This window comes from Rhodococcus sp. UNC363MFTsu5.1, from assembly GCF_000686785.1.
Taxonomy (GTDB): domain Bacteria; phylum Actinomycetota; class Actinomycetes; order Mycobacteriales; family Mycobacteriaceae; genus Rhodococcus_G; species Rhodococcus_G maanshanensis.
The window spans coordinates 1-7150 of the sequence record NZ_JMLO01000013.1; the positions used below are offsets into that span (position 1 = coordinate 1).

The 7150-nt window shown below is 66.9% G+C and carries 6 protein-coding genes; 5 read left to right on the forward strand and 1 reads right to left on the reverse strand.

The window, feature by feature from the left end; all coding sequences use genetic code 11:
* Nucleotides 1-3: 3 nt before the first annotated feature.
* The gene (locus BR31_RS0112755) at nt 4-1167 is read right to left on the reverse strand and encodes a steroid 3-ketoacyl-CoA thiolase (RefSeq protein ID WP_027501314.1); all 1164 of its coding nucleotides are present in this window, start codon (nt 1165-1167) and stop codon (nt 4-6) included.
* Between the two features lie 166 nt (nt 1168-1333).
* Here BR31_RS0112755 and BR31_RS0112760 point away from each other — a divergent pair, with 166 nt between their 5' ends.
* The 5 genes from BR31_RS0112760 (at nt 1334) to BR31_RS0112780 (ending at nt 7120) form a co-directional block, all read left to right on the forward strand.
* On the forward strand, nt 1334-1699 hold the full coding sequence (locus tag BR31_RS0112760; protein ID WP_027501315.1) for an ArsR/SmtB family transcription factor: 366 nt from the start codon (nt 1334-1336) through the stop codon (nt 1697-1699).
* A 328-nt stretch (nt 1700-2027) separates the two neighbouring features.
* Nucleotides 2028-3896, forward strand: a complete 1869-nt coding sequence (locus tag BR31_RS28425) for a phosphoenolpyruvate carboxykinase (GTP) (protein WP_051637376.1) — start codon at nt 2028-2030, stop codon at nt 3894-3896.
* A 318-nt stretch (nt 3897-4214) separates the two neighbouring features.
* Nucleotides 4215-5957 (forward strand): SulP family inorganic anion transporter, encoded by a 1743-nt coding sequence (locus tag BR31_RS0112770; protein WP_027501316.1) that lies wholly within the window; start codon nt 4215-4217, stop codon nt 5955-5957.
* The gene (locus BR31_RS0112775; RefSeq protein ID WP_027501317.1) at nt 5954-6349 is read left to right on the forward strand and encodes a DUF5313 family protein; all 396 of its coding nucleotides are present in this window, start codon (nt 5954-5956) and stop codon (nt 6347-6349) included. Before BR31_RS0112770 ends, BR31_RS0112775 begins: the two co-directional genes overlap by 4 nt.
* 240 nt (nt 6350-6589) lie before the next feature.
* A complete protein-coding gene (locus BR31_RS0112780) occupies nt 6590-7120 on the forward strand; it encodes a flavodoxin domain-containing protein (RefSeq protein WP_027501318.1) in 531 nt (176 codons plus the stop codon).
* The last annotated feature ends 30 nt before the right edge of the window (nt 7121-7150 follow it).

Below are 7150 nucleotides of genomic sequence, written 5' to 3' on the forward strand. Positions count from 1 at the left end.
GGATCAGATCCGCTCGATGATGGTGCCGGTGGCGAGCGCGCCGCCCGCGCACATCGAGATCAGCGCGGTCGAGGCGTCGCGGCGCTCGAGCTCGTGCAGGGCGGTGGTGATCAGGCGCGAACCGGTGCTGCCGACGGGATGGCCGAGCGCGAGCGCGCCGCCGTTGACGTTGACCTTGTCCATGTCCGGTCCGTGCACCTGGGCCCAGGACAGCGCGACGGAGGCGAAGGCCTCGTTGACCTCGAACAGGTCGAGGTCGCCGATCTTCATGCCGGCCTTCTCGAGCACCTTGGCGGTCGCCTGGACCGGGCCGTCGAGGTGGAACTCGGGCTCGGCGCCGACCAGCACCTGGGAGACGATCCGGGCGCGGGGCTTGAGGCCGAGGGCCTTGGCACGGTCGGAGTCCATCAGCAGCACCGCGGCGGCGCCGTCGGAGATCTGCGACGAGGTGCCCGCGGTGTGGATGCCGCCCTCGATGACCGGCTTGAGCTTGGCGAGGGACTCCGCGGTGGTGTCGCGCAGGCCCTGGTCGCGGGAGACGACCGTGGTCTCGGAGGTCGGCAGCTTGTCCTCGCCGATGACCGGCGCGGTCACGGGCAGCACCTCGCGGTCGAAGCGGCCCTCGGCCCACGCCTGCTTGGCCAGCGCCTGCGACCGGACGCCGAGCGCCTCGATGTCCTCGCGGGTCAGGCCGCGACGCTTCGCGATCCGCTCCGCCGCCTCGAACTGGGCGGGCAGGTCGATGTCCCACGACGCCGGGCGCCGCGGGCCGGCCTCGGTGCCGACGTTGGCGCCGAGCGGGACCTGGCTCATCTGCTCGACGCCGCAGGCGATGCCGACGTCGATGGCACCGGTCGCGATGAGTCCGGCGATCAGATGGTTGGCCTGCTGCGCGGAGCCGCACTGGCAGTCGATGGTGGTGGCGCCGACCTGCCACGGCAGACCCGCCGCCAGCCAGGCGGTGCGGGTGACGTTGTTGGACTGCGCGCCGGCCTGGGTGACGCAGCCGCCGATGACCTGCTCGACGATGGCGGGGTCGACGCCCGCCCGCTCGAGGATTCCGACCTGGACCGCACCGAGGGTCTCCGCCGCATGCAGGCCGGACAGCCATCCGCCTCGCTTGCCGATCGGGGTACGGACTGCCTCGACGATAACTGGTGTGCCCACGGTGAATGACCTCTCAGACAGAACGACAATAGCTAGAACACGTTCTTCATATCAGTAGAGGTCATCAAATTGCTAAGATTCGCAAGTAGAACTCGGGGTGTGGGATGATCCCGGTGAGCCACGATGTCGTGGGCGATCCGTTCCGGCAGAAACGACAGGAGGCGCCATGGTTGCCAGCTCGCGCCAACCCCTCTATCGGATGAAGGCGGACTTCTTCAAGACGCTGGGGCATCCGGCGCGTATCCGGGTCCTGGAGCTGTTGAGCGAGCGTGAGCACGCTGTCTCGGAGATGCTGCCTGAGGTGGGGATCGAGCCCGCGAACTTGTCTCAGCAGCTGTCGATCCTGCGTCGGGCCGGGCTGGTCACGGCCAGGCGGGAGGGCCTGTCGGTCTCCTACGCGTTGACCTCACCGCAGATCGCGGATCTGTTGACGATCGCCCGCGGGATCCTCACCGGCGTCGTTGCGGGCCAAGCCGAGCTGCTCGAAGATCTGCCGGAGTCCGCAGCCCTGATCGGAGACTCTGCCGGCTGACGGGCCGAGCATCGGCGAGTGGCTTTCGCGCTATCAACTGATTGCATAATTTCTTAAATACATACTTGCACGAATGGATGACGAGGGTGACTGACCAGGGCGACAGGCGTGGACCCGCCGGCGGTGCGCCCCGGATGGGCAGATGCTGCCCGGACCGGACGACGGTCTGTCACCCGCGCGATGGCCCTCGAGGCCGGGCGCGTCTTCGCCCATCTCTCCGACAACAGCCAGCGCCAATAGCACTGCACACAGCCGCACCGCACTCGACGACTTTCACGAGGAGAACACCGTGACCACACCCGCAACCGGCATCGGGGCCGCCCCGACGATGCACGAGGAGATCGTGTCCTGGGTCGCGGAGGTTGCCGAACTCACCAGCCCCGACATCGTGGTCTGGTGTGACGGATCCGCCGGGGAATGGGATCGCCTGACCACGCAGTTGGTCGACAAGGGGACCTTCGTCCGGCTCGAAGGCAAGCCGAACTCCTTCTGGTGTGTCTCCGACCCCGAGGATGTCGCCCGTGTCGAGGATCGGACGTTCATCTGTTCCCGTTTCGAGTCCGATGCCGGGCCGACAAACAACTGGATGGATCCCGTCGACATGAAGACGGTGATGACCGAGCAGTACCGCGGTGCGATGTCCGGTCGCACGATGTACGTCATCGCGTTCTGCATGGGACCGCTCGATGCGGCCGAACCGAAGTTCGGTGTCCAGGTCACCGACTCGGAGTATGTCGCCGCGTCCATGCAGATCATGACTCGCTCCGGGACCTCGGTGTGGGACAAGCTCACTGCCGGAACCGAATTCGTCAAGTGCCTGCACTCGGTCGGGGCCCCGCTCTACCCGGGCCAGGCCGACTCCACCTGGCCATGCGATCACACCAAGTACATCTCCCACTTCCCGGAAGAGCGGATGATCTGGAGCTACGGCTCCGGATACGGCGGCAATGCCCTACTCGGCAAGAAGTGCTACTCGCTACGCATCGCATCGAAGATGGCCAAGGACGAGGGCTGGCTCGCCGAGCACATGCTCATCCTCAAACTGACCTCTCCCGAGCGGAAAGTGCACTACATCGCCGCGGCGTTCCCCTCTTCGTGCGGCAAGACGAACCTCGCGATGCTCGAACCCACCCTCGGCGGATGGACCGCCGAAACCGTCGGCGACGACATCGCATGGATGCGATTCGGGGACGACGGCCGCCTCTACGCGGTCAACCCCGAAGCGGGCTTCTTCGGGGTCGCACCCGGCACCGGCATGCACACGAACCCTCACGCGATGTCCACCATCGAGCGGGGCAACTCGATCTTCACCAACGTCGCGCTCACCGATGACGGCGACGTCTGGTGGGAAGGCATGACCGATCAGCCGCCGGCCCACCTTACCGACTGGCGGCGGCGGGACTGGACCCCGAACTCGGGCGAGCGTGCGGCGCACCCGAATTCGCGTTACTGCACCCCGATCGCACAGTGCCCCACGGTCGCGCCCGAATGGAACGACCCCGCCGGGGTGCCCATCTCGGCGATCTTCTTCGGTGGCCGCCGGGCCACCACCATTCCCCTGGTCGCGGAATCGTTGAGTTGGCAGCATGGCGTGTTCCTCGCCTCGACCCTGTCCTCGGAGACCACAGCCGCGGCGACTGGGCGGGTCGGCGTCGTGCGGCGTGACCCGATGGCGATGCTGCCGTTCCTCGGCTACCACGTCGGTGACTACTTCGCCCATTGGCTCGATGTCGGAGCCAAGGCCGATCCGGCCAAACTGCCGAAGATCTTCTATGTCAACTGGTTCCGCCGTGGTGACAACGACGAGTTCCTCTGGCCGGGATTCGGGGAGAACTCGCGGATCCTCAAATGGGCACTGTCACGGATCGAGGGCGAGGGGGCGGCGGAGTCGACTCCGATCGGGTACGTGCCCACGATCGACGCACTCGATCTTATGGGCCTGGAGTTCGATCACACCAAGATCGCAGCCGCCCTGAAGGTCAACGCCGCCGAGTGGATTGCCGAAACCCAATTGATCGACGAGTGGTACGCCACCATCGGCGGCAACACCCTGCCCGACGTCCTGCGCGAGGAACTCGGCGCCCTCAAGCTCCGTCTCAGCGCGCCCGGCCTAGCCGAGCCCCTGGTCGGTCAGGCCACGCCCGCACGGGATAGGGACTTCCGTCGGGTGCGGGTTCGCACCCGACGGAAAGACTGATGGCTGCCGCGAGCAGGACCCACAATCTAGACGCGGAGCGCATCACGTCGATCTACCCGCGCTCCGCGTCTTCCCTGGCCCGGTCCGAGGAGAGGGATCGCCCCTCGGACCGGGCCACTTCCACCGACCTGACCTTCCTCTCCGCAGGCCCGGCCGGTGGAACAGAACGGCTTGCCGGTGCTGACCACGACCAGTACCTCCACCCCGCAGCGCGGACAGGAGCTGTCGCCTCCCCGCAGTGTTGACGTCCGGCACAAGAACCCACAGTCCGCGCACCGCAATACCTGCCCACGAAGTCGGCTGCATCGAGGAACCTGAATGACCACACCGCGAGACCAGGACGGCAAAGCGGCGGCGCCAGAAGGCGGCCGACTCGCCACCGCCGTGCGATCGGCCAATGAACTGCTGCCACGCTGGAGCGAATGGCAGCCCGCCCTCCGAGCCCCCGGCGCGGATCTGCTCTCCGGGCTCGTCGTCGCACTGGTCGCGCTGCCGTTGGCGTTGGGTTTCGGGATCAGCTCGGGCCTCGGCGCCGCCGCGGGCCTGACGACGGCCGTCATCGCCGGCGCCGTGGCGGCGGTATTCGGCGGTTCCCGCTTTCAGGTGTCCGGACCGACAGGGGCGATGACCGTGGTCCTGGTGCCAATCGTCGGCCAGTACGGGCCGACGGGGGTGCTCGCGGTCGGACTGATCGCCGGCATCCTGCTGATGTGCCTGGCGTTCGCGGGTGTCGGGCGGGCGGTGCGATACATGCCCGCGTCGGTGATCGAAGGGTTCACAGCCGGAATCGCGGTCGTCATCGCGTTGCAGCAGATCCCGGCCGCCCTGGGCATCTCCGGTGCCCAGGGCGAAAAGGTATGGCAGACCGCGTTCGACGCTGTGCACCGATTCGTCGAGAGCCCATCTGTCCTCGCGCCCGCGGCCGCACTGATCGTCGCGGCGTCGATCTTGATCGGCGGCCGGTACCTACCGAAGATCCCATTCTCGCTCGTGGCGGTCGCCGTGGCCACGATCGTCGCCCAACTCTTCGACCTCGACCTCGCGCAGATCGGTGCCATTCCCTCCGGATTCGCCGCCCCGACGCTGAACTTCCTACATCTCGGCGACCTGACATCACTGGCTGCGCCAGCCCTTGCGGTCGCGGCGCTCGCCGCGCTCGAATCACTGCTGTCGGCGACGGCGGCGGACTCGATGGCCATCGGCACCCGTCACAACCCCGACCGGGAACTTTTCGGACAAGGCCTGGCGAACATCGCCGCCCCTCTGTTCGGGGGTGTCCCCGCCACCGGCGCCATCGCGCGGACTGCAGTCAATGTCCGCTCCGGAGCGCGCACGCGGCTCGCCGCCCTCACCCATGCGCTAGTCCTCGCTGCGATCGTGTACCTGGCATCCGGCCTCGTCGCCGCGATCCCCCTCGCCGCCGTCGCCGGCGTCCTCCTCGCCACCACATTCCGGATGGTCGAGACCGCCTCCATCCTTGCCATTGCCCGAGCCACCCGCGCCGACACACTCGTGATGATCGCGACCTTCCTCGTCACCGTCGTCTGCGACCTCGTGACGGCAGTGGCCGTCGGTGTCGGATTCGCCGCGATCCTCGCACTGCGGGCAGTCGCCAGATCGGCGCGGATCGAGCAGGTCCCGCTCGACGAGGCAGGTGACCACCTCGCCGAGGAACATGAGCTCCTACGCGGACACATCGTCGCCTACCGCATCGAAGGCGCCCTGTTCTTCGCCGCTGCGCACCGGTTCCTACTCGAACTGGCCGAGGTCTCGGACGTGAAGGTGGTAGTTCTCCGGATGTCGCGCATCACCGCACTCGATGCCACCGGCGCCATCGTCCTCAAGGACGCCATCACCAAGCTCGAGCACCAACACATCACAGTCCTGATCTCCGGCGCCAAACCCGAGCACCTGCGCCCCCTCGAATCGCTCGGGGTGTTCACCACCAATGACAGCAAGCGGCGCCACATGTTCGCGACCACGCCCGAGGCGATCGACTACGCCCGCACGATCGTCGTCTTCGATTCCCAACACTCGACCGCACCGAAGGACGCCCGATGACCAACGACATACCCAGCGCCATCGCACCCACCCGTGGCCAGCGCCTCACCTACGTCCTCGGCAAGACCCTGCCCGAGAGCTTGTCTCCCTGGGTCGTGCGCGACATCACCGGGCCAGGCGCAACCCGCCGATACGTCACCCGCTGCCTGATCCCACTCATCCCGATCCTGGTCGGACTGCTCCTGATCCCCGGGCCGTGGATCATCCGCATCGGCATGACACTGCTGCTGTTCCTGCCTTTCGTCTACTTCCTCTTCGCACTCAAGAACATCTACCAGCGCCACCGGCTCGTCAGCCACGGACTCGACCCCGAACTGCTCCACGCCCACAAGCAGGCACGACTCGACAAGGAGCGCCACGAGTACGAGATCCGCCACCGATCCTCCCCGTAGGGATGTGTCGCACGCCAGGTGCCCGATGGCTTGCTGTTCTGCCATCGTCCTCGTCGTGTCCCGCGTCCAGTTGCTCTCGGATGCTCAGTGGTTGGAGGGGTTACCACGCGCGACTGGCAGGAAGGAGTGTCCTTCCGATGGTGGAACTCTTATCGGGGAAGCGCTCGACGCGCCAGGAGTTGCTTGACCCGATTCGTCCTCGGGTGGATCGTAAGACCGAGCCGACGACAGGAGAACGACATGAGGGTTCTCGTTGCCTACGCGAGCCGGCACGGCGCCACCGAGGGCATCGCCGAGCGGATCGCCGACACCATCCGCGCTGACGGGCATGCCGTAGATGCGTTGAAGATCCCCGCACCGGCCGCGGATCCGAACGAGTACGACGCGGTCGTCATCGGTAGCTCGGTTTATCTGGGGCATTGGGAGAAGTCCGCGAGCGCGTACGTGCACGAGCACCGCGACGTACTCGTGGGTAAGCCGGTGTGGTTGTTCAGTAGCGGCCCCTTGGGCGACGAAGACCTCGACGAGCAGGGCCGCGACAAACGCGTCGCCGCGGAGCCGTCGGATCTGCCCGAACTGGTCGAGGCCGTCGACCCCCGCGAGCACCACGTGTTCTTCGGGGGCCTCGACCCCAAGCAGCTCGGCGTGGGGACGAAATTGATGCGCACGCTCCCCGCGGGTCGAAAGCTGCTCCCGGCCGGGGACTTTCGCAATTGGGCTGAAATCGACGAATGGTCCCACGGCATCGCTCACATGCTGGGCGCCCCGTGAGGGAGGTTGTGTCGATGTTCCTGCGTGCGC

Excerpts from the sequence above, each read along its gene's own strand:
- BR31_RS0112760 (WP_027501315.1), top strand. The coding sequence starts at position 1,334 with ATGGTTGCCAGCTCGCGCCAACCCCTCTATCGGATGAAGGCGGACTTC.
- BR31_RS0112770 (WP_027501316.1), top strand. The coding sequence starts at position 4,215 with ATGACCACACCGCGAGACCAGGACGGCAAAGCGGCGGCGCCAGAAGGC.
- BR31_RS28425 (WP_051637376.1), top strand. The coding sequence starts at position 2,028 with ATGCACGAGGAGATCGTGTCCTGGGTCGCGGAGGTTGCCGAACTCACC.
- BR31_RS0112775 (WP_027501317.1), top strand. The coding sequence starts at position 5,954 with ATGACCAACGACATACCCAGCGCCATCGCACCCACCCGTGGCCAGCGC.
- BR31_RS0112780 (WP_027501318.1), top strand. The coding sequence starts at position 6,590 with ATGAGGGTTCTCGTTGCCTACGCGAGCCGGCACGGCGCCACCGAGGGC.